Source organism: Geodermatophilus sp. SYSU D00525 (assembly GCF_054050475.1).
The window spans coordinates 347,135-371,163 of sequence record NZ_JBJGZK010000001.1 but is presented as its reverse complement, the minus strand read 5'-3'; the positions used below and the strand labels follow the sequence as shown (position 1 = coordinate 371,163).

Below are 24,029 nucleotides of genomic sequence, written 5' to 3'. Positions count from 1 at the left end.
GGGTGTTCGACAGCTCCTTCGACAGCATCGCCTCCTTCGACGGCTCCACCTTCGACGTCGACTGGTTCGGCCTGCTCGGCCGCGAGGTGCTCCGGGAGCGCCGCGCGGTGCTGATCGCCGAGGCGTGCGCCTGGGCGGTGGGGCTGTCCGACCGGCCGCACCACCTGCGGCTGCGCGGCCGGCTGGTGGCCACCGGCTCGACGATCGGCGACCGGGCCGCGACCGGGCAGCCGCTGTCGGGCGAGGAGGACGGCCGGCTCGAGCTGGGCGACGCCCGCCCGGGCAGCTTCCAGGACGCGCTCAACGCCGTCGACGCCGACGGCACCGTGTTCGCCGACCGGTTCGACCGCGAGGTGCTCGAGCCGTTCGTGCGCGAGACCTGCGTGCTCGCCGCCGACCGCGCCCGCCGCACCCGGCCGGCGCAGTGGGCCGAGCTGCTCGACGAGCTCGGCGAGGACGGCGCCGACCTGGGCGAGGTCGTGCACGCGATGGAGTGGGAGGAGCCGCTGCGCACCGAGGCCGAGCACCTCGTGCTCGCCGCGCTGGGCCGCACGCCGCTGCTGGAGGTGGAGTCGGAGGGGCTGCCGCTGTCGCTGGTCCGCGCCGCCGAGGCCGCCACCCGCGCCGCGGCCGCGCCGGGCGGGGCGGGCGGCGGTCGAGAGCCCGAGCCGGACGAGGGCCTGTCGGGTGCGCTGTTCCTCGCGCTGGCCGCCGTCCGGGAGGCCGGCCTGCCCTCCCCGGTTCCTCCGGACGCCGCCGCCCGGCTGGTGGCCGTCCTGGCCGAGCAGGGGCTGGAGCCCGGCGAGGTGACCGGCGTGCTGCCGCACCTGCCGCTGGCGGACGGCACCGCCGGGCGGGTGCGGCAGCTGCTCGGCTAGAGCGGCAGGCCGGTGTAGTTCTCGGCGAGCTCGCGGGCGGCGGCCTCCGACGTGCACACCCGGCGCAGCTGCGACAGCTGCAGCTCGGCGTCGAAGGGGTCGCCGGTGGTGTGCAGCATCGAGGTCATCCACCAGGAGAAGTGGGTGGCCCGCCAGACCCGCCGCAGCGCGGTGTCGGAGTAGGCGTCGGCGAGGTCGGTCTCCTTCTCCTGCAGCAGCCGCACCAGCGCGCGGGAGAGCAGGACGACGTCGGCGACGGCGAGGTTGAGGCCCTTGGCGCCGGTGGGCGGCACGATGTGCGCGGCGTCGCCGGCGAGGAACAGCCGGCCGCGGCGCATCGGCGCGCTGACGAAGCTGCGCATCGGCAGGATCGACTTCTCCAGCACCGGGCCGGTGTTGATCTCCCAGCCCTCGAGCGCGAACCGGGTGGCCAGCCCCTCCCAGATCCGGTCGTCGGACCAGTCCTCGATCTCCTCCGACGGGTCGACCTGCAGGTACAGCCGCGACACCTTCGGCGAGCGCATGGAGTACAGCGCGAACCCGTCGGGGTGCCAGGCGTAGATCAGCTCGTCGGTGGCCGGGGCGGCGTCGGCCAGGATGCCCAGCCACGCGTAGGGGTAGGTGCGCTCCCACAGCCGCTGCTGCGTGCCCTCGGCGACGACGGCGCGCGACGGGCCGTGGAAGCCGTCGGTGCCGGCGACGACGTCGCACTCGAGCACCTGCGCGACCCCGTCGGCGTCGGTGAACCGGATGCGCGGGGCGTCGGTGTCGACGTCCTCGATCGCGACGTCGGAGACCTCGAAGTGCAGCGGCGGGCCGCCGGCGAGCTGGGCGGCGACGAGGTCCTTGACCACCTCGGTCTGCCCGTAGACCCACACCCGCCGGCCGCACAGCTCGGGGAAGTCCAGCGTGTGCCGCGTGCCCGGGTGCTGCAGGTGGATGCCGCGGTGCTCGAGCCCCTCGCGGTGCAGCCGGTCGCCCATGCCGGCCTCGGTGAGGACGTCGACGGTGTTCTGCTCGAGGATGCCGGCGCGGATGCGGGCCTCGACGTAGTCCCGCGAGCGGTTCTCCAGCACCACCGAGTCGATGCCCTGCAGCGCGAGCAGCCGCGACAGCAGCAGGCCGGCCGGGCCGGCGCCGATGATCCCCACCTGGGTGCGCATGCCGGCGAGTGTGACCCGGGCTACCCGCGGGTGGACACCTCGGCCTGCCGCTCAGCGGAAGTGCCGATCACCCCAGGTGCGCCGCCCGGGCCAGCGCCCGGCCGATGCCCCGGGCGGCCACCTCGAGCACCGGCACCAGCCGGGGGAGGTCGCGCCGGTGGCTGGGGACGACGATGCCCAGCGCCGCGGCCACGGCGGTGCTGCCGCGCTCCACCCGCACCGGCACGGCCACCGACAGCGTGCCCAGCGACATCTCCTCGGCGGTGCGCGCCCAGCCGCGGCGGCGCACCTCGGCGAGCTCCCGGCGCAGCCGGGCCGGCTCGACGACGGTGTGCCGGGTGGCGCGGGCCGGCGCGGCCAGGGCCTCGGCGACGACGTCGTCGGGGGCGGCGGCCAGCAGCACCTTGCCCACGCCGGTGGCGTGCAGCGGCAGCCGGCTGCCCACCTGGCTGACCACCGGCACCGACTCGCGGCCGGAGATGCGCTCGACGTAGAGCGCCGAGAGCCCGTCGCGGACGGCGAGGTGGACGGTGTCCCGCGTGGCCGTGTGCACGTCGAGCAGGTAGGGCGCCGCCACCTGCCGCAACTCGAGGGAGACGGGGGCGAGCAGGCCGAGGTCCCAGAGCTTGCGGCCGATCTCGTAGCGGCCGTCGGCGCGGCGGGACAGCGCGCCCCAGCCGGTGAGCTCGGCGAGCAGCCGGTGGGCGGTGGTCAGCGGCGTGCCCGACCGCTCGGCGATCTCGGTGAGGGTCAGCCGGGGGGTGCTCGCGTCGAAGGCGTCGAGGACGGCCAGTGCGCGCGAGGTCACCGACCGTCCCCGCTCTCCCGCGCCGCCCGCCACCGCGCCAGTCTCCCACCCAGCGGAAGCCGCGGGACCTCCGGCCCTGCCGGTCCGGGCCGCGCCCCGGTGTGCTGGGCGCCGTGACCGGTCCCGTGCGGCTGCCGCTGGCCTACTACGACGCGGCGGTGGCCAGCACCTACCACCTGGCCTCGGCCGCCGCGGTCGCCGCGCTGCTGCCCCGCGACGGCGGCCGGCCGCTGCTCCGGCCACTCGCCCTGCCCGGCGGCCGCACGCCGGTCGCGGTGCACGCCTTCCGCTACCGCACCGTCACCTGGACCGACCCCGACGGCGGCACGCACGCGCTGGCGCCCTACGGCGAGGTGGGCGTGACCGCCGCGGTCGTCGCGGGCCGGGCGGTGCGCGGAGGGCGCCCGGCGGTCGGCGGCTTCGTGCTGCAGCTGCCGGTGACCTCCCGCGAGGCCCGGGACCTCGGCCGCGCCGAGTGGGGGCTGCCGAAGTGGCTCGGCGACATGGACTTCCTCGACGAGCCCGGGCGGCAGCGGGTCCGGCTGTCCGAGGCCGGCGCCGGCGTGCTGGTGCACACCGTGCGCGCCCGCGGTCCGGCGCTGCGCGGCAGCCGGGCGCGGACGCTGTGGTCGGTGCGCGGCGGGCGGCTGCTGGAGACCCGGATCCCGGTGCTCGCCCGGTGGCAGGCCCGGCCCGGGCCCGGCGGCGCCGACCTCGTGCTGGGGGAGCACCCGGTCGCCGACGCGCTGCGCGCCCTCGGCCTGGTCCTCGCGCCGCTGGCCGCCTTCCACGCCGTCGAGTACCGCAGCACGCTGCCGGCGGGCCGGCCGCTCGGGACCGCGGACGCCGCCCCCGCGCCGGTGCACCCCGGCCGGGACGACGAGTTCGGCCGGTTCACCGTGGCCCACCCGGGGACCGCGCCGCTGCTGCAGTACCCGCCGGTACCGGTCGGCTGACCGGGGTCGGCCGGCCGTCAGCCGGGCCGGGCGAGCTCCTCGTCCAGCGCGGCCCAGGGGCCCAGCGCCGCGCCGGCGGCCCGCCCGCGCGCCTCCTCGTCGTCCCCGAGCGCGGCGCGCAGCGCCTCCCGCAGCCGGTCGGCCAGCGCCTGGTGCGGGGACCAGCGGGCCACCCCGAGTCCGGCGCGGGCGGTGTCGGCCGCGCCCACGAGCCGGGCCGCCGCCGCGTGCCGGCCCTCGGCGAGGGCGAGCGCGGCGAGCACCTCCAGGCAGGTCGCGGCGCCCTCCAGGTCACGGGTCCGCCGGTGCAGGGCCACCGCCTCGTCCAGCCGCGCCCGCGCGCGGGGCAGGTCGCCGGCCAGCAGCGCGGCCAGGGCCAGGGCGTCACCGAGCAGCGCGGCGAGCTGGTCGTCGGCGGCCGCGGCGGCGAGGTCCCGCGCCTCGCCCGCGACCCGCTCGGCGCCGGCGGCGTCCCCGCCGGCGAGCGCGACGGCCACGCGGAGCATCCCGCTGAACGCGACCGACCATCCGTCCCCGCTGCGGCGCAGCTGGGCGAGCGCCTCGTCGAGCAGCGGGACGACGCGGGGGTCGGCGGGGGACAGCGTCATCGCCCGCGCGCCGAGGGAGTGGCCCAGCAGCCACGCGTCGTCGCGGCGGCGGGCGTCGTCGACCACGCCCTCGAGCAGGCCGGCCGCACCGGTCCGCTCGCCGAGAGCGATCCGCAGCGACGCGCGGGCCCAGGTCAGCCGGCCGGCCAGGTCCGGCGGCAGCGCGGCCGCCGACGGCAGCGCCGCCGTCTGCTCGGCCAGCTCGGCCATGGCCGGCAGCAGGCCGCGCGCCCACCACCAGCGGACCAGCGGCGCGGTCAGCCGCACGGCCAGGTCCGCGCGGTCGGTGGCCACCGCCCAGCGCAGCGCGGCGCGCAGGTCGGCGGTCTCGGCGTCCAGCCGGTCCCGCCACAGCCGCGCGGCCGGGCCGGCCAGCCCGGCGCCGGCCTCGGCGCCCATCCGGGCCAGGTGCTGCGCCCAGCGGAGCCGGGTCGCCTCCTCCTCGCCCCGCTCGCGCAGCCGCTCCGCGGCGTAGGCGCGGACGAGCTCGAGCATGCGGAACCGCGGCTCGCCGTCGCCGGTGTCGGTGGGGGTGACCAGGCTGTGCCCGACCAGGTCCGACAGCGTCTCCAGGACGTCGAGGTCGCCGGCTCCGTCCTCGTCCCGGCCGGCGCCCACCACCTCGGCGGTGTCGAGGGTGCAGCCGTCGGCGCACACCGACAGCCGCGCCAGCAGCGCCCGGCCGCGCTCGTCGAGCAGGTCGTGGCTCCAGGCGATGGTGGACCGCAGGGTGCGCTGGCGGTCGGGGGCGTCGACGTCGGGGTCGCCGAGGTCGAGCGCCCGGTCCAGGCGGGCCAGCAGCAGCCGCGGGGGCAGCGTGCGCACCCGGGCCGCGGCCAGCTCGACCGCCAGCGGCAGCCCGTCGAGCCGGCGCACCAGCTCGGCGACCGGGCCCGCGGTGGCGCCGGTGAGCGCGAAGGAGGGGTCGGCCTGGCGGGCGCGGGCCACGAACAGCTGCACCGCGGGAGCCGTGCCGTCGTCGTCGCCGGCGGCCGGCGTCCCCAGCGGCTCGATCGGGACGTCGTGCTCGCCGCGCAGCCGCAGCACGGTGCGGCTGGTGACCAGCAGCTGGGTGAGCGGGCAGCGGGCCAGCAGCGTCGCGAGGTCCGGGGCGGCGGAGGTGACCTGCTCGAGGTTGTCGACGACCAGCAGCGCCCGGCGGCCGGCCAGCCGGTCGGCCACCTGGTCGAGGAGGGGGCGGCTGCCCTCGGCGGACACCCCGACCGCCGCGGCCACGGCCGTGGGCACGTCGGCGGGGTCGCGGACGCCGGAGAGGTCGACGAACCACACGCCGTCCCGGTCGGGCTCCACCGCCGCGGCCGCGGCCAGCGCCAGCCGCGTCTTGCCGATGCCGCCGGGCCCGGTGAGCACCACCAGCCGCACCGCGGGGTCGCCCAGCAGCCCGGTGACGCCGGCCAGCTCGGCGGTGCGGTCGACCATCGGCGTGGGCGGCGTCGGCAGCCACCCGGCGGCCAGCCCGGGGGGCGCCGGGACCGGCCGGGTGAAGCGCTCGCTGAGCAGCACGGCGAGGTCGTCGGCGACCAGCTCGGCGAGCTCGGCCGGGTCGCGGTAGGGCGTGGTCGACACGCCGCCCTCGGCCTGCACCCGCTCCAGCAGCCGGGCCAGCCGGGGGTCGCGGCCGGGCGCCGGCGTCCGGACGTAGAGCAGCCGCGGCATGCCCTCGGAGAGGACGAGCTCGTCCTCCAGGCCGGACACCGCCATGTCCGGGCCCACCCAGCCGTAGCGGTCGCCGTAGACGCCGACGAAGACGTCGCTCTGCGCGAGGTAGGCGCGGTAGAGGTCGCGCGGCGGGTGCGGGCGCGCGCCCAGCTCGAACATCACCGGGGTCAGCCGCAGCCGGGCCACGGCGTCGCGGACCGCGCGCCGCTCGGCCGCCAGCTCCTCGAGCGTGGAGGAGACGAAGACGCGCAGCCGCTGGTCGGGCGTCGCGATGGTCCGCGGCATCCCGGGCGTCCCCGCCGGAGCGGCCACGTGCACCTCCCGCCGAGGTTCCCGTCGCCGCGGAGTCTAGGGACGGCCGAGGCGCCCCGGAACCCGGTGACAGCGGGCCCGGGGGAGTGGTTGCATGGCCGCGCCCACGGTCCGCACGGGGGATGCGCGCACCCGGAGAGCCCCGTGCACGGTGCCCTGAACCCGGTCCCCGCCCGCCCGTCCGGAGCGGCGTCGTGACCGCCACCGCGCTGGTCGTCGTCGCCCGGGACCCCGGTCTGCGGACCGCCACCACCCGGGAGCTCGAGCGCCGCTACGGCAGCGACTACCGCGTCGTCGCCGGCACCGGCCCCGGCGAGCTGGACGCCGCGCTGTCCGCCGCGGGGGACCCGGCGGTGGCCGTGCTCCTCGGCGGCCTCGGGGAGGACGACCCCGACGGGCTGGAGGTGCTGCGCACCTGCCACGCGCGGCACCCCGGTGCGATCGCGGTGGCGCTGGTCCGGTGGGGCGCCTTCGAGACCGCCCGGCCGATCTTCGAGGCGATCACCGTCGGCCAGCTCGACCGCTGGGTGTACGCCCCGCAGGGCCGCCCCGACGAGGAGTTCCACCGCTCGGTGACCGAGATCCTCGAGGAGTGGTCCTCGCGGCGGGGCGGCGGCTTCGAGGCGGTGCGGATCATCGGGGACCGGTGGGACCCGCACGCCCAGCACCTGCGCGACCAGATGACTCGCAACCGCATCCCGCTGGGCGTCTACGAGGCCGGCTCGCCCGAGGGCCGCGCGATGCTCGCCGACCTGGAGCTGGAGCGGCCGCGGCTGCCGGTGGTCGTCGTCCGGTTCCGGCCCGAGCAGACCGTGCTGGAGGCGCCCACCGACCTCGACGTGGCCGAGGCGTTCGGCCTGTTCGACCCGCTGGACCCCGACGCCGTCCACGACGTCGCGATCGTCGGGGCCGGCCCCGCCGGCCTGGGCGCGAGCGTGTACGCCGCCTCCGAGGGCCTGGACACGCTGCACCTGGAGTGCGAGGCGGTCGGCGGGCAGGCGGGCACGAGCTCGCTGATCCGCAACTACCTCGGGTTCCCCACCGGCGTGAGCGGCAGCCGGCTGGCGTTCTCCGCCTACCTGCAGGCCTGGGCTTTCGGCACGACGTTCTCCTTCATGCGCACCGCCGCGTCGCTGCGCACCGAGGACGGGCTGCACCGGATCACGCTCCACGACGGGACGGCGGTGCGGGCGCGGGCGGTGGTGATCGCCACCGGCGCGGCCTGGCGGCGGGTCGGCGTGCCGGAGCTCGAGGCCTTCACCGGCCGGGGCGTCTTCTACGGGGCGGCGGTCAGCGAGGCGCCGGCGATGGCCGGCCGGCACGTGTTCGTCGTCGGCGGCGGCAACTCGGCCGGGCAGGCGGCGGTGTACCTCTCGCGCTACGCCGAGCGCGTCACCGTGCTGGTCCGCCGGTCCTCGCTCGCCGAGACGATGTCGGACTACCTCATCCGCGAGCTCGAGGCGCTGCCCCGGGTCGAGGTCCGGTACCGCGTGCAGGTGGCCGGCGGCCGCGGCAGCGACGTCCTGGAGACCGTCGTCCTGCGCGACCTGGACACCGGGGCGGAGACCGAGGAGCCGGGGATGCTGTTCGTGATGATCGGCAGCGAGCCGCGCACCGACTGGCTGGCCGGGACGCTGGCCCGCGACCGCTGGGGCTTCCTGCTCACCGGCGCGGCGCTGCTGACCGGCGACGACGTCACGCCGGCCTGGCCGCTGGACCGGCCGCCCGCGCTGCTGGAGACCAGCACGCCGGGCGTCTTCGCCGCTGGCGACGTGCGCCAGGGCTCGGTCAAGCGGGTGGCCTCGGCGGTCGGTGAGGGCGCGCTCGCGGTGACGCTGGTGCACGCCCACCTGGCCTCGCTCGCGGCGTCGTCGGCGGCCCGCTGACGGACCGGCCGCCTTCCGCTGGGCGGGACCCGGCGCTCGCCCGGCGTCGCCGGCCGGACGTACGTTGCCGGTATGACCGGGACCACGTCGGAGGGCAGGCTCGTCCTGCCGCGGTACCTGCGCGAACCCGACGGGACCCGGACGCCCGTCGGCTTCCCGGACTACCGGAGCACCGCGCTGCGCGCGCCGCTGCGCACGCCCGTGGACCTGCCGCACCGGCTGACCGAGGTCACCGGCCCGGTGCTCGGCGAGGACCGGGTGCTCCCCACCGACGCGGACCTGACGCTGCGCCACGGCGGCGAGGCGATCGGCCAGCGGATCCTCGTGTACGGGCGGGTCCTGGACAGCGACGGCCGCCCGGTGCCCGACGCCCTGGTCGAGGTGTGGCAGGCCAACGCGGCCGGCCGCTACCGGCACGTCGTCGACAACTGGCCCGCGCCGCTGGACCCGCACTTCGACGGGCTGGGCCGGGTGGTCACCGACAGCCTGGGCCGGTACGAGTTCATGACGGTCAAGCCCGGCGCCTACCCGTGGGGCAACCACCACAACGCCTGGCGGCCGGCCCACATCCACTTCAGCCTGTTCGGCCGGGCGTTCACCCAGCGCCTGGTCACCCAGATGTACTTCCCGGACGACCCGCTGTTCGGCCAGGACCCGATCTTCAACTCGATCCCCCCGGCGGCCCGGCACCGGGCGGTCAGCCGGTACTCGCTGGAGCGCACCCAGGACAACTGGGCGCTGGCCTTCGAGTGGGACATCGTGCTGCGCGGCACCGAGCAGACCCCGTTCGAGACCGACGACGACGGAGACGTGGCGTGACCGCACACCCCGGGCACCCGGACCCCCTCGACGTCCCGCCGGACCCGGCCGTCCCCTTCCAGCCCCGCTCCGGGCAGCGCGGCACCGGCTTCCTCACCGAGCCGTTCCGGCTGGGCACCACTCCCAGCGCCACGGTGGGGCCCTACCTCGCGATCGGCCTGACCTGGCCGGACGGCGAGTGGGCCGCGGCCGAGGGCACGCCCGGCGGCTTCTGGATCCGCGGCCGGGTGGTCGACGGCGCGGGCGACGTCGTCCCCGACGCGATGGTCGAGACCTGGCAGGCCGACCCGGAGGGCCGCTTCCCCTCGCCGGAGGACCCGCGCGGCGCCTCGGTCCACCCCGGCTTCCGCGGCTACGCGCGCGCCTCCACGATCACCGGCGAGTTCGCGGTGTTCACCCTCAAGCCCGGCCGGGTGCCCGACGGCGAGGGCGGGCTGCAGGCGCCGCACGTCGACGTCTCGGTGTTCGCCCGCGGCCTGCTCGACCGCGTCGTCACCCGGATCTACTTCGCCGACGAGGCCGAGGCCAACGCGGCGGACCCGGTGCTGGCCGCGCTGCCGGAGGACCGCCGGGCCACGCTGCTCGCCGAGCCGAGCGGGGACGGCTACCGCTTCGACGTGCACCTGCAGGGGGACCGCGAGACGGTCTTCTTCGCAGTCTGAGGTGCGCCGCCGTCTGAGCGCGGCTCGCCGCCCACCGGTAGGAGAGGCAGTCGTGACAGGTCTGTTCGCCGGCACCTTCGCCCGCGGCGGTGCGGCGGCGGCCGTGTCCGACGACGCCTGGTTCCGCGCGCTGCTGGAGGTCGAGGCCGCCCTCGCCCGCGCCGCCGCCTCGGCGGGCCTGGTGCCGGCGACGGCGGCCGACGCGGTGACCGCCGCCTGCGCCGACCCCTCGCGACTGGACCTCGCGACCGTCGTCGCGCACGCCGCGGACGCCGGCAACCCGGTGCCGCCGCTGGTGCGGGCGCTGCAGGCCGCGGTGGGGGAGCGCGACGCCGTCGCCGTGCACGTGGGCGCCACCAGCCAGGACGTCCTGGACACCGCGCTGCTGCTGCTGGCCCGGCGGGCGGTGGCGGCGCTGGACGCCGACCTCGCGGCGGCGGCCGACCGGTGCGCGGCGCTGGCGCGGGAGCACCGCGACGACGTGGTCGTCGGCCGCACGCTGATGCAGCAGGCGCTGCCGACGACGTTCGGGCTCAAGGCCGCCGGATGGCTCGCCGGCCTCGACGGCGCGCGGCTGCGGCTGGCCGAGGTGGTCGCCTCGCTGCCGGTGCAGTACGGCGGCGCGGTCGGGACGCTGGCGGCGTCGCGGGGCGCCGGGGTCGCGGTGCGGGCGGCGCTGGCGGAGGAGCTGGGGCTGGTCGCGCCCGCCGTCCCCTGGTTCACCACGCGGCTGCCGGTGGCCGACCTGGCCGGCGCGCTGGGCGCGACCGCGGGTGTGGTGGCGACGGTCGCCGTCGACGTGGTGCTGCTGGCTCAGTCGGAGGTGGCCGAGGTCGCGGAGGGCGGCGAGGGCCGGGGCGGGTCGTCGGCGATGCCGCACAAGCGGAACCCGGTGGCGGCGATCTCGGCGCGGGCCTGCGCGCGGCGCGCGCCGGGGCTGGTGGCGACGCTGCTGGCGGCGATGGAGCAGGAGCACGAGCGGGCCGCCGGCGCGTGGCACAGCGAGTGGCCGACGCTGACCGACCTGCTGGTCACCGTGGGGTCGGCCGCGGCGTGGCTGGCGGAGAGCCTGCGCGGGCTGCGGCCCGACGTCGACCGGATGGCGGCGACGGTGTCGGCGGCCGACGAGGGGGCGCTGGCCGGCGCGCTGGCGGAGGCGCTGACGCCGTCACTGGGCCGGGCCGCGGCGCACGACGCGGCCGCGGAGGCGGTGCGGCACGCGCGGGAGACCGGCCGGACGCTGGCCGAGCTGGTGGCCATCCGGCACGACGTCGACACCGACGCGGTCCTCGCCGCGGCCGTGCCGGACCTGGGGGAGGCGGTCGCGCAGGTGGACGCCGCGCTGGCCGAGCACGAGCAGCTGGTGGAAGGGGCACCGTGAGCGCGGTCGAGGTCAGCTACACCGAGGACGGGCCGGCCGACGCGCCGGTCGTCGTCCTGTCCAACTCGCTGGGCGCCACCCGGGGGATGTGGGACCCGCAGGTGCCGGCGCTGGCCGAGCGCTACCGCGTCGTCACCTACGACACCCGCGGGCACGGGGAGTCACCCGCGCCGGCCGGGCCGTACACGGTCGACGACCTGGTCGACGACGTCGTCGCGCTGCTGGACCGGCTGGGAGTGCGCCGGGCGCACGTGGCCGGGCTGTCGCTGGGCGGGATGACGGCGATGCGGCTGGCCGCGCGCGAGCCCTCGCGGGTGGGCCGGCTGGCGCTGCTGTGCACCTCGGCGAAGCCGGAGCCGCAGGGCTTCCTCGACCGGGCGGTGCAGGCCCGCTCCGGCGGGACCGCGCCGCTGGCGCCGGCGATCGTGGGCCGCTGGCTGACCCCGGCCTACGCCGCGCAGCACCCGGACCTGGTGGCACGGCTGGAGGCGATGATCGCCGGCGCCGACGACGAGGGGTACGCCAACTGCTGCGAGGCGGTCGGGCACTTCGACGCCCGCGAGGACCTCGCCCGGATCACCGCGCCGACGCTGGTGGTGTCCGGCGCGGAGGACCCGGCGCTGCCGCCGCCGCACCAGCAGGCGATCGCCGACGGGATCGCCGGCGCCACGCTGCTGTCGGTGAGCCCGGGCGCGCACCTGCCCAACCTGGAGCAGCCGCTGGAGGTCACCGGCGCGCTGCTCGGTCACCTCGACGCCGCCGGGGGGCACCTGTGACCGGACCCGACCCGGACGGCCTCTCCACCGACGAGGCCCGCCGCGAGGCCGGGATGCGCACCCGGCGCGAGGTGCTCGGCGACGCGTGGGTGGACCGGGCGGTGGCGAACACGACGCCGTTCACCGCCGGGTTCCAGGACTTCATCACCCGGGTGGCGTGGGGGGACGTCTGGCAGCGGCCGGGCCTCGAGCGGCGCGAGCGCAGCATCGCCACGCTGTCGATCTGCATCGCGCTGCGGCACTGGGACGAGTTCGCGCTGCACGTGCGCGCCGCGGTGCACAACGGCCTGACCGAGGACCAGATCGCCGAGGTCATCCAGCACGCCGCCGTCTACGCCGGCGTCCCGGCCGCCAACCACGCCTTCAAGGTCGCCGGCCCGATCCTCCAGGAGATGCGCGCCGGCTGACCCGGCTCAGTCCCGTCCGGCGGCCTCCGCGGGGCTGGGCGTCAGGGCGATCGCCGCGACGGTGACGAGCCCGACGAGGACCGTCGCGGTCACCTCGTCGTCCAGCCAGTAGTGGAACAGCGCGGCACCCAGGCCGACGAGGACCGCGAGCAGCAGCCGGCTCCGGATCCCGTCCAGGTACGCCCCTCCCGCCTGCACTCCTACGGCCCTCACGAGCAGAACGGTAGGTAGGGATCGGGGCGGTCCCGGGCCGTTCGGGGACGTGCCGCGCACGCGTTCGACGGGGCCGGTGAGTCGTCACGGGGAGGAGCGCCCCGGTCGCCGCCCGCCTCCCGGTGGGCGCCCGGTCCCGTCACTGCCCGGGTGCAGTCTGCCGCGCATGGCCGACTCCTCGTTCCAGCACCGGCACCACGCCATCGACTACGTCGAGCTCGCCGTGACCGACCTCGACCGGGCCCGGCGGTTCTACGCCGACGCCTTCGGCTGGGGGTTCACCGACTACGGCCCCGGCTACGCCGGCATCCAGGACGCGGGCGACCCGACGGCCGAGGTGGGCGGCCTGCGCCTGGACGACGAGGTCCGTCCCGGCGGCCCGCTCGTGCTGCTCTACTCCGCCGACCTGGACGCCTCCGTGGACGCCGTGACGAGTGCCGGCGGCCGCGTCGTCGACGGCCCGTACGCGTTCCCCGGCGGGCGCCGGTTCCACTTCACCGACCCGAGCGGGAACCAGCTCGGCGTCTGGTCCGAGACCTGACGGCGGGAGGGCGCGCCGGGGCTCCCCCGGGGCGCGGTCAGGCCGCGGGGGCGAGCAGCGGCGCCGGGGTGGTGATCTCGGTGCCGTCCGGTCGGTAGGTGCGCCAGCTTCCGCTGGGTCGTCGTTCGACGCGGAAGCCGTGGTGGACCTTCTTGTGGTGGCGCTCGCAGAGGAGAGCCGAGTTCTCGAGTGAGGTCTCGCCGCCGTCGATCCAGTGGATGAGGTGGTGGACGTCGGCCCACCAGGTCGGGACGTCGCAGCCGGTGAACACGCACCCGCCGTCGCGCAGCTCGACGGCCCGGCGCAGGTGGCGGTCGGCCAGCCGCTTGTCGCGGCCGAGGTCGAGCGGGGTGCCGTCGGGGCCGAACACCACCCGGGCGATGCTGCCGTCACACGCCAGCCAGCGGGCCTTCGCCGCGGAGATCACCGCCCCGGATCCGAGCTGCCCGCTGCCGTGGCCGGTGGCCAGGGCCTCCAGCGCGATCGTGGCGACCACCTGGGGCCGGGTGCCGCGCAGCACCGGCGCCGCGCCCGCGGCGAGGGTGTTGTCGCACAACTGCACCAGGGCGTCGCCGAGGCGCTGGGCGCGGGTGCGCTCGTCGCCGGCGGGCCGGTCGGCCTGCACGTGCGCCTCGAGGGCGGTCTGCAGCCGCTCCCCGCCCACCGCATCGAGGTGCCCGCGGAGGGACAGGCTGCCGTCGGCGTGCCGGGACAAGGTCAGCGACCGGCCCTCGGTGGGGTCCGGCTCGGGACCGTCGGGGTCGAGGTCGGTGCAGTAGTGCTGCACCACCTGTACCAGCGCGGCGTGGTCCTGCTCCACCGCCACCCGGGTCAACACGGCGTCGATCACGGCCAGGTCCACTCCGGCGTCCGCGGCGGCCACCAGGCGCTCGGGGGTCACCGCGCGAGCGGCCACGGCGACCTGCTCGGCGGACACGAGACCGGCGGCGTGCGCCTCGGCCAGCGCCGGCAGGTGCTCCAGCGCCCGGCCGTTGCGCACCAGCCGCGACGCCTCGGCGGCCGAGAGCCGGCAGTGCCCGCGCAGCCACGAGGTCATCGACCTCAGCCCGTCGCGCTCCGGTGCCTGGGACAGCTCCGCGGCCCGCACCGCCCGGGCCAGGCGGGCGTCGATCCGGTTGCGCTCGGCGACCAGCGCGGCGACGTCGTCGAGGACGTCACCGCCGCCCAGCCCACCCGAACGCATGATCGAAGTCCAGCCGACCCGACGCCCTCCAGCGATGCGGATCCCCAGGTCAGGAGCCTGTGCGCAGACCTTGCCGACCCCTTGCGCGGCGGTCAGCAGACACCTCCGCGAGGATCGCAGGCGCACGGGGAACAGCGGGACCAGCAGCGGGACGACGAGAGGGACGACGTGGCACTCCTGGACGACGGCGCGTGGCAGGGCAAGGTGTGGACCGGAGACTGGACCGACGGGTCCGGCGGCACGTACGACGCGGTGGAGCCGGCCACCGGCGACGTCATCGCGCCGGTCGGGAGGGCGACTCCCGAGGACGTCCACGCGGCAGCCGAGCGGGCAGCAGAGGCTCAGCGCGCGTGGGCCGCCGCACCGTTCGAGGAGCGCGCGCGGGTGCTGCGCCGGGCCGGCCAGGTGCTGGAGGACAACGCCGACGAGATCAAGGGCTGGCTGGCCCGCGAGTCCGGCGCCATCCAGCCGTTCGGCGACTTCCAGGTCCACACCAGCGCCCAGGAGTGCTACGAGGCGTCCGCGCTCCCCAGCCACCCCTACGGGGAGCTGCTGCGCACCGGCGCCCCGCGGCTGAGCTTCGCCCGCCGCGTCCCGGCCGGCGTCGTCGGCGTCATCGCGCCGTTCAACGTGCCGACCATCCTCGCGATCCGCGCGATCGCCCCGGCGCTCGCGCTCGGCAACGCCGTCGTCCTCAAGCCCGACCCGCGCACCGCGATCTCCGGCGGCGCCGTCTTCGCCCGCGTCTTCGAGGAGGCCGGGCTGCCGGCCGGCGTCTTCCAGGTCCTGCCCGGCGGGGCCGACGTCGGCGAGGCGCTGGTGACCGCCCCGCAGGTGCGGGTCATCGCCTTCACCGGCTCGACGAAGGCCGGCCGGATCGTGGGCGCGCTCGCCGGCCAGCACCTCAAGCGGGCGCACCTCGAGCTCGGCGGCAACTCCGCGCTGGTCGTGCTGCCCGACGTCGACGTGACCGCGGCCGCGAGCGTCGGCGCCTGGGGCACGTTCAGCCACCAGGGCCAGATCTGCATGGCCACCAGCCGCCACCTGGTGCACGAGTCGATCGCCGAGGAGTACACCGCCGTCCTCACCGAGAAGGTCGAGAAGCTGCCGGTCGGGGACCCGTTCCGCGAGCAGGTCGCGCTCGGCCCGCTCATCGACGCCGGCCAGCGCGACCGTGTCCACGGGCTGGTCACCGCCAGCGTCGACAAGGGCGCCACCGTGCGCACCGGCGGCACCTACGAGGGGCTGTTCTACCGGCCGACCGTCCTCGGCGGCGTCGCGATCGACCACCCGGCCTACCAGGAGGAGATCTTCGGCCCGGTCGCCCCGGTGACGCCGTTCTCCGGCCTCGACGAGGTCGCCGGGCTCGCCGCCGGCACCGAGTACGGCCTGAGCCTGGGCATCCTCACCCGCGACGTCTATGCCGGCCTCGAGCTCGCCGAGCGCATCCCGTCCGGCCTGGTCCACATCAACGACCAGACGGTCAACGACGAGGCGGTCGCCCCGTTCGGTGGCGTCGGCGCCTCGGGCACCGGCTCCCGGCACGGCGGCCCGCAGGCCAACATCGAGGCGTTCACCGAGACCCAGTGGGTGACCGTGCGCGGCGACCTGCCCGCCTACCCGTTCTGAGCACCCGGGGTCGTGCACTTCCGCGGAGGTGCACGGCCCCGGGAGAGTGGCCGGCATGCACGAGCTGTTCAGCGAGGAGCGCTCGGCCGACGTCGTCGCGGCGAGCTTCGCCGGCACGCCCGACCCGCGGCTGCGGCAGGTGCTGACCTCCCTGGTCCGCCACCTGCACGCCTTCGTCAAGGACGTCGAGCTCACCGAGGAGGAGTGGGCGTTCGCGATCGACTTCCTCACCCGCACCGGGCACACGAGCGACGACGTCCGGCAGGAGTTCGTCCTGCTCTCCGACGTCCTCGGGGTCTCGATGCTGGTGGAGACGATCAACCACCGCTCGGGCGGCACGTCGACCGAGTCGACCGTGCTCGGGCCCTTCCACGTGGTGGAGTCCCCGCCCCGGCAGCTCGGCGACGACATCGCCCTCGACGGCAAGGGCACCCCGTGCCTGGTGTCGGGTCGGGTCACCGGCCCGGACGGCGAGCCGCTGGCCGGCGCCGCCGTCGACGTCTGGCAGGCCAACGCGGACGGCTTCTACGACGTCCAGCAGCCGGACGTGCAGCCGCCGGGCAACCTGCGTGGCCTGTTCACCGCCGACGACGACGGCTGCTTCTGGTTCCGCTCGGTGGTGCCGCGCTACTACCCGATCCCCGACGACGGCCCGGTCGGGCAGCTGCTGGCCGCGACGGGCCGGCACCCCAACCGCCCGGCGCACCTGCACGTCATCGTCGCCGCGGAGGGCTACCGGCCGGTGACCACGCACGTGTTCGTCGCCGATTCGCCCTACCTGGACTCCGACGCCGTCTTCGGGGTCAAGGAGAGCCTGGTCCGGGAGGTGCCCGAGGTCGACGACCCGGAGCGCGCGGCGGAGGTCGGGCTGGCCAACCCCTTCCGCACGCTCACCTTCGACCTCACCCTCCTCCGCGCCTAGCGCCGGAACCGCAGCACCTGCCCGGGGCGCAGCTGCGCGCAGCGGTCGACGTCGTCGTCGGCGACGTAGCCGGCCACCGGGTAGCCGCCGGTCACCGGCGCGTCCGCGAGGAACAGCACCGGCCGGCCCGACGGTGGCACCTGCACCGCGCCGCGGACCAGCCCCTCGCTGGCCAGCTCACCCCCGACCGCGCGGTCCAGCCGCGGGCCGGCCAGCCGCAGCCCCACCCGGTTGCTCTCCGCGCTGACCGTCCACGCGGCCGACCCGAGCGCGTCCAGCGCCGCACCCGTCAGCCAGTCGGCGCGCGGGCCGGGCAGCAGCCGCACCGTCACCTCCCCGGCGGGCGGGTCGGCGACCGGCGCGACGTCGACGCCGGGCACCGGGCCGGCGGTGTCCCCGACCGGCAGGACGTCCCCGGCGCGCAGCGGCGCCGGCCCGAGGCCGGAGAGCACGTCGGTGGACCGAGAGCCCAGCACCGGCGGCACGGCGATCCCGCCGCGGACGGCGAGGTAGGTGCGCAGCCCCGCGGCCGGCGTCCCGAGTGCCAGCGTCGCCCCGGCGCGCAGCAGGCCCGGCGCCGCGTGCACCGGGGACCCCGGGCACCGCGCGCCCGTGGTGACGACGAGCAGGTCGGCCCCGGCGCGCACCGCCAGCCCGCCGAGGGTCATCTCCAGCACCGCGGCCGCGGGGTCGTTGCCCACCAGGCGGCCGGCCAGCGCGGCCGCGGCGCGGTCGGCCGCCCCCGACCGGCCCACGCCGATCCCGCCGAGCCCCGGCCGGCCGAGGTCCTGCACCGTGGTCAGCGGGCCGGGGGACAGGACGGTCAGCACGGCACGAACCGCACCCGCACGCCCGGGCGCAGCAGCGCGGCCGGGTCGCGGGACAGGTCGAACACCGCGACGTCGGTGCGCCCGACCAGCCGCCACCCGCCCGGCGACGCGCTCGGGTAGACCCCGGTGAACCCGCCGGCCAGGCCCACCGACCCGGCCGGCACCCGCGTCCGCGGGGTGGCCAGCCGCGGCACGTCCCACGGGTCGGCTCCGGCCTCCAGGGACGGGACGCAGTAGCCGAAGCCGGGGGAGAACCCGCAGAAGGCCACCGTCCACTCCCGCCCGCTGTGCGCCGCGACGACGCCGTCGGGGTCGGTGCCGAGCAGCTCCGCGACGTCGGCGAGGTCGGCGCCGTCGTAGTGCACCGGCAGCTCGACCCGCTCGCCGGTGCCCGCCCGGCCGGGCCGCCACGGCAGCCGCTCCAGGGCGGCCCGCACGTCCGCGAGGTCCCCGTCGGCCACCACCAGCACCGTCCGCGCGGCCGGGACGACGTCGACGACGCCCGGCAGCGCCCGGTCGCGCAGCGCGGCGGAGAAGCCGAGGACGGCGTCGAGGTCGTCGAGCTCGACCAGCAGCGCGGCCGACCCGCTCGGCAGGACGCGCATCAGGTGAACGGCGCCAGCGCGACGCCGGCGCCGGTGAGCGCCGACCGCACCGCCCGGGCGATCGCCACCGCGCCGGGGGTGTCGCCGTGCACGCAGATCGAGTCCGGCGTCAGCACCAGCGGGCCGCCGCCGACGTCGGTCACCGGCTCCCCGGCGGCCATCGCGACGCACCGCCGGGCGATCTCGCCGGCGTCGGTGAGCACCGCACCCGGCTGCCGGCGGGGGACCAGCGTGCCGTCCGGGGTGTAGGCGCGGTCGGCGAACGCCTCGGCCACCGTGGGCAGCCCCGCCTCGCCCGCCAGCCGCAGGAACGCCGAGCCCGGCAGCCCGAGCACGGGCAGCGACCGGTCGTAGGCCGCGACGGCGGAGACCACGGCCGCGGCCTGCTCCTGGTGGGTGACGATCGCGTTGTAGAGCGCCCCGTGCGGCTTGACGTACCGCACCCGCGTGCCCGCCGCCCGCGCCAGGCCGTCGAGCGCGCCGAGCTGGTAGAGCACGTCGGCGGCCAGCTCGTCGGCCGCGGCGTCGAGGAACCGGCGGCCGAAGCCGGCGAGGTCCCGGTAGGACACCTGCGCCCCGATCGCGACGCCGGCGTCCGCGGCCTGCGCGCACACCCGCCGCAGCGTCAGCGGGTCCCCGGCGTGGAAGCCGCAGGCGACGTTCGCGCTGGTCACAACCCGCAGCATCGCGGCGTCGTCGCCGAGGGTCCACGCACCGAAGGACTCCCCGAGGTCCGCGTTGAGGTCCACGGCCACATCCTCGCGGGCGACCCGCGCACGCCGTGCGGTCAGCCGGCCGGGAGGCAACTACGGTCTCCCTGACGCCGTTCCGTACCGGCCCGCACCGGGCGGCGCACGGAGCTCGGGAGGAGGCGGTCAGGATGCACCGCGACCTGGTGGTCGTCGGCGCCTCGGCCGGGGGCGTCGAGGCGTTGCGCGAGCTGCTCGCCGGCCTCCCGCGGCACCTGCCCGCCCCGGTGCTGGTGGTGCTGCACATGCCCTCCAGCGGCCGCAGCGCCCTGCCCGCCGTCCTCGCCCGCGTGTCGGCGCTGCCCGTGCACGCGGCCATCGACGGGATGGCGCTGCGGCCGGGGACCGTCACCGTCGCCGTGCCCGACCGGCACCTGATGGTCGTGGACGGCCACCTCCTGCTGTCCCGGGGGCCGCGGGAGAACGGCCACCGTCCCGCGATCGACGTGCTGTTCCGCTCGGCCGCGCGCGTGCACGGGCCGGGGGTGGTGGGCGTGGTCCTGTCCGGCGCGCTCGACGACGGCACCGCCGGGACGATCGCGATCCGGGCGCGGGGCGGCGTCGTCGTCGCGCAGGACCCCGAGGACGCCCTCTACGCGAGCATGCCGCTGCACGCTCTGCAGGTCGGCGGCGCGGACTGCGTCGTGCCCGTCTCCGGCATGCCCGCGCTGCTCGAGCGGCTGCTGCGCGAGGAGGTCGACGACGCCGCCGCGCCACCCCCGACGGACCTGATGACCACGGAGACGGAGATGGCCCAGCTCGACGGCGACGCGATGGACCAGGACGACCGCCCCGGGACGCCGGCCGGTTTCGGCTGCCCGACCTGCCACGGCTCCCTGTTCTCGATCACCGAGGGCGGCATGGAGCGCTTCCGCTGCCGGGTCGGGCACGCCTGGTCGCCCGAGGCGCTGGCCGCCGAGCAGGCGCAGGCGCTGGAGGGCGCGCTGTGGATGGCGCTGCGTGGCCTGGAGGAGCGGGCCTCGCTCAGCCTGCGGATGGGCCTGCGCGCGGAGGCGGGCGGCCACCGGCACAGCGCGCTGGCCTTCCGCCGCCGGCACGACGAGGCGCTGCGCGCCGCCGGCCTGCTGCGGCGGCTGCTCGAGCAGGGGGCGCTCAACGGTGAGGGCGTCCCGGACCCCACCGACGACGTCCTCGGCGACCCGACCGACAGCGTGACGGGGGCCTGACCCGTGGCCGAGGAGCAGCGGCGCACCGCCGACGGCCGGGCGCCCGGCGAGGGGACCGGCCGGCGGCCGGCCATGGACGATCCGGCCACGGACGACCCCGCCCTGGACGACCCGGCACTGGACGACCCGGCCCTGGACGACCCGGCACTGGACGACCCCGCCCTGGGCGACCCGGACACCGACGGCGCCGTGCTGGAGGACGCCGACGACGCCGAGGCCGACGTCTTCAGCGACGCCGCCGCGGGCCTGGACCCCGACTTCGAGTCGCTGCTGGTCTACCTGCGCGAGCGGCGCGGCTTCGACTTCACCGGCTACAAGCGGCCGAGCCTGGTCCGCCGCGTGCGCCGGCGCATGGCGGAGGTCGGCATCGCCTCGGTCACCGAGTACCAGGACTTCCTCGAGGTCCACCCCGACGAGTTCGCGCCGCTGTTCAACACGATCCTCATCAACGTCACGAGCTTCTTCCGCGACCGCCCCGCGTGGGAACACCTGCGCGACCGGCTGCTCCCGGACCTGCTGGCCGCGGCCGGGCCGGTCATCCGGGTGTGGAGCGCCGGCTCGGCGTCGGGCCAGGAGGCCTACAGCCTGGCGATCCTGCTGGCCGAGGCGCTCGGCGTGGACGAGTTCCGCGAGCGGGTGAAGATCTACGCCACCGACGTCGACGAGGAGGCGCTGGCCCAGGGCCGCCAGGCGCTGTTCACCGAGCGCGAGATGACCGGCCTGGGCCCCGAGCAGGTGGAGCGGTACTTCACCCAGGAGGGCACCCGCTTCGCCTTCCGCAAGGACCTGCGGCGTTCGGTCATCTTCGGCCGCAACGACCTGGTGCAGGACGCGCCCATCTCGCACGTCGACCTGCTGCTGTGCCGCAACACCCTCATGTACTTCAACGCGGAGACGCAGAACCGCATCCTCGGCCGGCTGCACTTCGCGCTCGCCCCGCACGGGCTGCTGTTCCTCGGCAAGGCCGAGATGCTGCTCTCGCACACCCAGCTGTTCGTGCCGGTCGACCTCACCCGCCGCTTCTTCCGCAAGCGGGACGGCGCGGCGGCGCCCGAGCGCCGCGTGGTCCCGGCCCTGCCGCGTGGCGACCTCGACGGCGGCCTCGGCGACCTCTCCCGGCTGCGCCGCCAGGCGATGCTCGCCTCGCCCGACGCCCAGCTCGTCCTCGACGCCGACGGGCGGCTGGTGATGGTGAACCAGCAGGCCGAGCGGCTGTTCCGGGTCGACGAGCGCGACGTCGGCCGGCCGTTCCAGGACCTGGAGGTCTCCTACCGGCCGGTCGAGCTGCGCAGCGCGATCGCCGAGGCGGTCAGCAGCCGCCGGACGGTGTGGCTGCGCGGCGTCGAGCGCCACCAGCCCCGGGCCGAGGCGCTGGTCTTCGACGTCCAGGTGGTGCCACTGTCCCGCGAGGACGGCAGCCCGCTCGGCAGCACGGTCGTCTTCGAGGACGTCACCCGCTACCGGCGGCTGCAGCGGGAGCTGGAGTTCGCCAACCGGCAGCTGGAGACCGCCTACGAGGAGCTGCAGTCGACCAACGAGGAGCTGGAGACCACCAACGAGGAGCTGCAGTCCACGGTCGAGGAGCTGGAGACCACCAACGAGGAGCTCCAGTCGACCAACGAGGAACTGGAGACGATGAACGAGGAGCTCCAGTCGATGAACGACGAGCTCCACACGACCAACGAGGAGCTGCGCGCCAGCACCGACGAGGTAGCCACGCTCAACCAGTTCATGACGGGGGTGCTCTCGAGCTTCCGCGCCGGGGTCGTCGTCGTCGACCAGGACCTGCGGGTGCTGGCCTGGAACGCCGCGGCCGAGGACCTGTGGGGCATGCGGCAGGACGAGGTGGCCGGGCAGTACCTGCTCAACCTGGACATCGGCCTGCCGGTCTCCGAGCTGCACCCGCTGCTGCGCCGCCAGGTGGCCGGGGACGGCCCGGCGCACGAGACCGTCGAGCTGCGGGCGGTCAACCGCCGCGGCCGGCCGGTGCGGGTCCGGGTGACCGTCAGCGCCTTCGCGCCCTCCCCGGGCCAGCGCGGCGGCGCCGTCGTGCTCATGGACCCGGCGGAGTAGCGGAGGACCTCGTCCCGGCTCGTCACCCGGTCAGTGGGTGGCGGCGATGACCTCGTCGACGTGGCCCTGCACGACCAGCTGGGCGAGGTCGCGGACCTTGACGTTGAGCCGGTTGCTCAGGGTGACCAGGCGGGCGAAGGCGTCGTCGGCGTCGACGCCCAGCCGCCCCATGAGCACGCCCTTGGCCTGGTCGATGACCGCCCGCGAGGAGAGCGCCTGCTCCAGGTTGGACGTGAGCCGGCGCAGCGCCTCCCGCTCGCCGACCTCCTGCAGGACGGCGGCCACGGCGACGGCAACCAGTTCGGCGATGCGCCGGTCGGCGACGCCGAACGCGTCGGCGTCCGGGGAGTACACGTTGAGCACGCCGGCCGGCTCGCCCGACAGCGCCAGCGGTACCGCGAGGACGCTGCGGACCGGTCCGGCCGCGGCCAGCCGGGCCAGTGCCGGCCAGCGCTGGTCGGTGCGCAGGTCGCCCGCGACGACGACCTCGCCCCGCGCGGCGGCGTCCCAGCACGGCCCCTCCTCCGCGCGCATCTGCCGCCCGTCGGCGTCCTGGGCGGCCACGGAGTCGCTGCCGACCGCCCGCGGGGACGTGGGGGAGCCGATCGTGACGCTCACCCAGCTCGCCGCGGGGACGGCGCTGGCGGTGAGCGCGGCCATCCGGCCGAGCAGGTGCTGGCGGTCCACGGAGGCGCCGGTCAGCCGGGTCAGCTGGGTGAGCGCCTCGGCCACGGTGACCGGCGCGCCGTCGCCGGTCCCGTGACCGGCGGACGGCTCCCCGCCGGGGGCCTCCGGGCCGTCGAGCGGGATGCCGCTGCTCTCGGTGACCAGCACCCAGCGGATCCGCGCCCGCAGCGCGTCCGGGTCGATCACCTCCGTCGCCCCGAACAGCTGTCCCGCGGTCGTCGCGCCGTCCCGCCCCCGGACGGTGACCGGACCGCGGTACTCGGTCGTCCCGCCCCTGCCGAGCGCCCGCAGCGCGGTGCGGAAGGCCGAGACGTCGTGCGGGTCGAGGTACACGGTCAGGGGCTTGCCGGCCAGCCGGGGCAGCGAGACGCCGAGAACCGCCGCGAGCGCCGGGTTGACCTCGACGAGCTTGCCCGTGCCGTCGGTGACGAACAGGCCGACGGGCAGGACCGCCGCGACGTGCTCGTGCCACCGGCGCTCGCCCTCGTAGCGCTGCACGAGCCGGGTGATCTCCTCCTGCTGGGCCCGCAGCTCCTCCTCGGCGACCCGGAGCTCCTCGTGGACCACGTCGAGGTCGGCGAGGTCGTCCACGACGTGCCGCGCACCCACGGGGGACGCCCGCCCGGTCTCGTTCACGGGGTCGCCTCCTCGTGCGCCTCGGCCGTGTCCTCGGCCGCCAGCCGCCGGTCCTCCGCCGCCTCGTCGCGGTGCCGGGCCGCCTGGCGCCGGTGCTCCTCGGGGTCGCCGACCCCCTGCTCGGCGGCGGTCTCGTGCACCCGGGCCGCGCGCTCGTGCACCCGGGCCGTGTGCTCGTGCCGCGCGGCGGCGCGGCGGTGGGCCGCCTCCGCGTGCTCGACGGAGTCCTCGGCCGCCTCCTGCGCCGCCCGGACGTCGTCCTCGGACGGCAGCTGGCCCGAGGTCAGGCGGACCAGCCGCTCGGCCAGCTCGCGGGTGCGCCGGGCGGCGGTCTCCGCGCGCGCCGCCGCCTGGCGCCCGGGGTCCTCAGCGCTCATGGGCCCATCGTCCTCGTCCGCGAGGCACCCTGCACCGGTG

At 76.9% G+C, this 24,029-nt stretch carries 23 protein-coding genes; 13 read left to right on the top strand and 10 right to left on the bottom strand.

Going from position 1 to position 24,029, the window contains the following annotated elements:
- Nucleotides 1-2 precede the first annotated feature (2 nt).
- Nucleotides 3-878 (top strand): hypothetical protein, encoded by an 876-nt coding sequence (locus ACI796_RS01765; RefSeq protein ID WP_456939538.1) that lies wholly within the window; start codon nt 3-5, stop codon nt 876-878.
- Here ACI796_RS01765 and ACI796_RS01760 read toward each other — a convergent pair.
- Together ACI796_RS01760 and ACI796_RS01755 are read right to left on the bottom strand one after the other, a co-directional pair.
- The gene (locus ACI796_RS01760; protein WP_456939537.1) at nt 875-2,041 is read right to left on the bottom strand and encodes a 4-hydroxybenzoate 3-monooxygenase; all 1,167 of its coding nucleotides are present in this window, start codon (nt 2,039-2,041) and stop codon (nt 875-877) included. The two genes, ACI796_RS01765 and ACI796_RS01760, sit on opposite strands and share 4 nt — an antisense overlap.
- 67 nt (nt 2,042-2,108) lie before the next feature.
- Nucleotides 2,109-2,849, bottom strand: coding sequence for an IclR family transcriptional regulator (locus ACI796_RS01755; protein WP_456939536.1), 741 nt, complete (start codon nt 2,847-2,849; stop codon nt 2,109-2,111).
- Nucleotides 2,850-2,962: 113 nt separating this feature from the next.
- On the opposite strand from ACI796_RS01755, the gene ACI796_RS01750 reads away from it, so the two are divergent.
- Entirely contained in the window at nt 2,963-3,805 is an 843-nt protein-coding gene (locus ACI796_RS01750; RefSeq protein ID WP_456939535.1) for an acetoacetate decarboxylase family protein, read from the top strand.
- Nucleotides 3,806-3,822: 17 nt separating this feature from the next.
- Here ACI796_RS01750 and ACI796_RS01745 read toward each other — a convergent pair whose 3' ends face one another.
- Complete coding sequence (locus tag ACI796_RS01745; protein WP_456939534.1) at nt 3,823-6,405, bottom strand: ATP-binding protein; 2,583 nt, start codon at nt 6,403-6,405, stop codon at nt 3,823-3,825.
- Between the two features lie 194 nt (nt 6,406-6,599).
- Between ACI796_RS01745 and ACI796_RS01740 the strand changes: the two genes are divergently transcribed.
- The 6 genes from ACI796_RS01740 to pcaC all read left to right on the top strand — a co-directional run bounded on the left by ACI796_RS01740 (nt 6,600) and on the right by pcaC (nt 12,336).
- Nucleotides 6,600-8,291 carry an FAD-dependent oxidoreductase gene (locus ACI796_RS01740; protein ID WP_456939533.1) on the top strand — a complete coding sequence of 564 codons (1,692 nt, stop codon included), beginning with the start codon at nt 6,600-6,602 and terminating at the stop codon, nt 8,289-8,291.
- Nucleotides 8,292-8,363: 72 nt separating this feature from the next.
- Entirely contained in the window at nt 8,364-9,110 is a 747-nt protein-coding gene (gene pcaH / locus ACI796_RS01735) for a protocatechuate 3,4-dioxygenase subunit beta (RefSeq protein WP_456939532.1), read from the top strand.
- A complete protein-coding gene (pcaG, locus tag ACI796_RS01730) occupies nt 9,107-9,772 on the top strand; it encodes a protocatechuate 3,4-dioxygenase subunit alpha (RefSeq protein ID WP_456939531.1) in 666 nt (221 codons plus the stop codon). The genes pcaH and pcaG overlap by 4 nt, the downstream gene beginning before the upstream one ends.
- Before the next feature lie 52 nt (nt 9,773-9,824).
- The gene (pcaB, locus tag ACI796_RS01725) at nt 9,825-11,153 is read left to right on the top strand and encodes a 3-carboxy-cis,cis-muconate cycloisomerase (RefSeq protein ID WP_456939530.1); all 1,329 of its coding nucleotides are present in this window, start codon (nt 9,825-9,827) and stop codon (nt 11,151-11,153) included.
- Nucleotides 11,150-11,929 carry a 3-oxoadipate enol-lactonase gene (gene pcaD, locus ACI796_RS01720; protein ID WP_456939529.1) on the top strand — a complete coding sequence of 260 codons (780 nt, stop codon included), beginning with the start codon at nt 11,150-11,152 and terminating at the stop codon, nt 11,927-11,929. The genes pcaB and pcaD overlap by 4 nt, the downstream gene beginning before the upstream one ends.
- The gene (pcaC, locus tag ACI796_RS01715; protein ID WP_456939528.1) at nt 11,926-12,336 is read left to right on the top strand and encodes a 4-carboxymuconolactone decarboxylase; all 411 of its coding nucleotides are present in this window, start codon (nt 11,926-11,928) and stop codon (nt 12,334-12,336) included. The genes pcaD and pcaC overlap by 4 nt, the downstream gene beginning before the upstream one ends.
- Before the next feature lie 6 nt (nt 12,337-12,342).
- Here the strand turns inward: pcaC and ACI796_RS01710 are convergent, their stop codons facing one another.
- The gene (locus ACI796_RS01710; RefSeq protein WP_456939527.1) at nt 12,343-12,549 is read right to left on the bottom strand and encodes a hypothetical protein; all 207 of its coding nucleotides are present in this window, start codon (nt 12,547-12,549) and stop codon (nt 12,343-12,345) included.
- Nucleotides 12,550-12,715: 166 nt separating this feature from the next.
- Here ACI796_RS01710 and ACI796_RS01705 point away from each other — a divergent pair, with 166 nt between their 5' ends.
- Nucleotides 12,716-13,090, top strand: coding sequence for a VOC family protein (locus tag ACI796_RS01705; RefSeq protein WP_456939526.1), 375 nt, complete (start codon nt 12,716-12,718; stop codon nt 13,088-13,090).
- A 37-nt stretch (nt 13,091-13,127) separates the two neighbouring features.
- Here the strand turns inward: ACI796_RS01705 and ACI796_RS01700 are convergent, their stop codons facing one another.
- A complete protein-coding gene (locus ACI796_RS01700) occupies nt 13,128-14,294 on the bottom strand; it encodes a DUF222 domain-containing protein (protein ID WP_456939525.1) in 1,167 nt (388 codons plus the stop codon).
- Nucleotides 14,295-14,462: 168 nt separating this feature from the next.
- Between ACI796_RS01700 and ACI796_RS01695 the strand changes: the two genes are divergently transcribed.
- Both ACI796_RS01695 and ACI796_RS01690 read left to right on the top strand, forming a co-directional pair.
- Nucleotides 14,463-15,923: a benzaldehyde dehydrogenase gene (locus ACI796_RS01695; protein ID WP_456939524.1), complete on the top strand. Its 1,461-nt coding sequence runs from the start codon at nt 14,463-14,465 to the stop codon at nt 15,921-15,923.
- A 55-nt stretch (nt 15,924-15,978) separates the two neighbouring features.
- Nucleotides 15,979-16,845 (top strand): intradiol ring-cleavage dioxygenase, encoded by an 867-nt coding sequence (locus ACI796_RS01690; protein WP_456939523.1) that lies wholly within the window; start codon nt 15,979-15,981, stop codon nt 16,843-16,845.
- Here the strand turns inward: ACI796_RS01690 and ACI796_RS01685 are convergent.
- The 3 genes from ACI796_RS01685 to ACI796_RS01675 are packed head-to-tail and all read right to left on the bottom strand — an operon-like array spanning nt 16,842 to nt 19,029.
- Nucleotides 16,842-17,675, bottom strand: coding sequence for a 5-oxoprolinase subunit C family protein (locus ACI796_RS01685; protein ID WP_456939522.1), 834 nt, complete (start codon nt 17,673-17,675; stop codon nt 16,842-16,844). The genes ACI796_RS01690 and ACI796_RS01685 overlap by 4 nt on opposite strands.
- A complete protein-coding gene (locus ACI796_RS01680; RefSeq protein WP_456939521.1) occupies nt 17,669-18,280 on the bottom strand; it encodes a 5-oxoprolinase subunit B family protein in 612 nt (203 codons plus the stop codon). Before ACI796_RS01680 ends, ACI796_RS01685 begins: the two co-directional genes overlap by 7 nt.
- Nucleotides 18,280-19,029 (bottom strand): LamB/YcsF family protein, encoded by a 750-nt coding sequence (locus ACI796_RS01675; protein WP_456939520.1) that lies wholly within the window; start codon nt 19,027-19,029, stop codon nt 18,280-18,282. The genes ACI796_RS01680 and ACI796_RS01675 overlap by 1 nt, the downstream gene beginning before the upstream one ends.
- A 131-nt stretch (nt 19,030-19,160) precedes the next feature.
- Here ACI796_RS01675 and ACI796_RS01670 point away from each other — a divergent pair, with 131 nt between their 5' ends.
- Together ACI796_RS01670 and ACI796_RS01665 are read left to right on the top strand one after the other, a co-directional pair.
- Nucleotides 19,161-20,216 carry a chemotaxis protein CheB gene (locus ACI796_RS01670; RefSeq protein WP_456939519.1) on the top strand — a complete coding sequence of 352 codons (1,056 nt, stop codon included), beginning with the start codon at nt 19,161-19,163 and terminating at the stop codon, nt 20,214-20,216.
- Between the two features lie 3 nt (nt 20,217-20,219).
- Complete coding sequence (locus ACI796_RS01665; protein WP_456939518.1) at nt 20,220-22,289, top strand: CheR family methyltransferase; 2,070 nt, start codon at nt 20,220-20,222, stop codon at nt 22,287-22,289.
- 30 nt (nt 22,290-22,319) lie between these two features.
- Here the strand turns inward: ACI796_RS01665 and ACI796_RS01660 are convergent, their stop codons facing one another.
- Complete coding sequence (locus tag ACI796_RS01660; RefSeq protein WP_456939517.1) at nt 22,320-23,612, bottom strand: ANTAR domain-containing protein; 1,293 nt, start codon at nt 23,610-23,612, stop codon at nt 22,320-22,322.
- The gene (locus ACI796_RS01655) at nt 23,609-23,989 is read right to left on the bottom strand and encodes a hypothetical protein (RefSeq protein WP_456939516.1); all 381 of its coding nucleotides are present in this window, start codon (nt 23,987-23,989) and stop codon (nt 23,609-23,611) included. The genes ACI796_RS01660 and ACI796_RS01655 overlap by 4 nt, the downstream gene beginning before the upstream one ends.
- Between the last annotated feature and the right edge of the window lie 40 nt (nt 23,990-24,029).

Bases quoted from the DNA above. Each gene is read 5' to 3' on its own strand.
- ACI796_RS01655 (WP_456939516.1), bottom strand. From the start codon at position 23,989: ATGAGCGCTGAGGACCCCGGGCGCCAGGCGGCGGCGCGCGCGGAGACC.
- ACI796_RS01760 (WP_456939537.1), bottom strand. From the start codon at position 2,041: ATGCGCACCCAGGTGGGGATCATCGGCGCCGGCCCGGCCGGCCTGCTG.
- ACI796_RS01705 (WP_456939526.1), top strand. From the start codon at position 12,716: ATGGCCGACTCCTCGTTCCAGCACCGGCACCACGCCATCGACTACGTC.
- pcaH (WP_456939532.1), top strand. From the start codon at position 8,364: ATGACCGGGACCACGTCGGAGGGCAGGCTCGTCCTGCCGCGGTACCTG.
- ACI796_RS01690 (WP_456939523.1), top strand. From the start codon at position 15,979: ATGCACGAGCTGTTCAGCGAGGAGCGCTCGGCCGACGTCGTCGCGGCG.
- ACI796_RS01680 (WP_456939521.1), bottom strand. From the start codon at position 18,280: ATGCGCGTCCTGCCGAGCGGGTCGGCCGCGCTGCTGGTCGAGCTCGAC.
- ACI796_RS01700 (WP_456939525.1), bottom strand. From the start codon at position 14,294: ATGCGTTCGGGTGGGCTGGGCGGCGGTGACGTCCTCGACGACGTCGCC.
- ACI796_RS01670 (WP_456939519.1), top strand. From the start codon at position 19,161: ATGCACCGCGACCTGGTGGTCGTCGGCGCCTCGGCCGGGGGCGTCGAG.